Here is a 281-nt window from a genome sequence, read left to right on the forward strand (position 1 = left end):
GGGGAGTGATGGAAGGCGTGATCCTGCGCCGCCGGCAGGATCTTCCCTATGAGCAGTTTTCCCTAGACGAGGCGCTGGAGCGCTGCGACATGATTGTCGAATCCGCCGGGCAGCAGGCAGTGCGTGAGCATGCGGTGCGCATCCTTGAAGCCGGCGCGGACCTGTTGGTGAACTCGGTGGGAGTGATGGCAGACCGGGAATTCGCCGCGCGCCTGGAGCTGGCAGGGCCTGGCCGGCTGTACTTCAGTTCCGGCGCGGTGGGCGGCTTGGACCTGCTGGCC

1 pseudogene is annotated in these 281 nt (G+C 66.5%); it reads left to right on the forward strand.

What is annotated here, in order from left to right:
* Positions 1-8 precede the first annotated feature (8 nt).
* Positions 9-281 (forward strand): annotated as a pseudogene (locus RF641_RS17580) (aspartate dehydrogenase domain-containing protein); the annotation flags it as partial.

Origin of the sequence: Arthrobacter sp. 'calajunan', from assembly GCF_046940185.1 — a bacterium.
GTDB lineage: Bacteria > Actinomycetota > Actinomycetes > Actinomycetales > Micrococcaceae > Glutamicibacter > Glutamicibacter soli.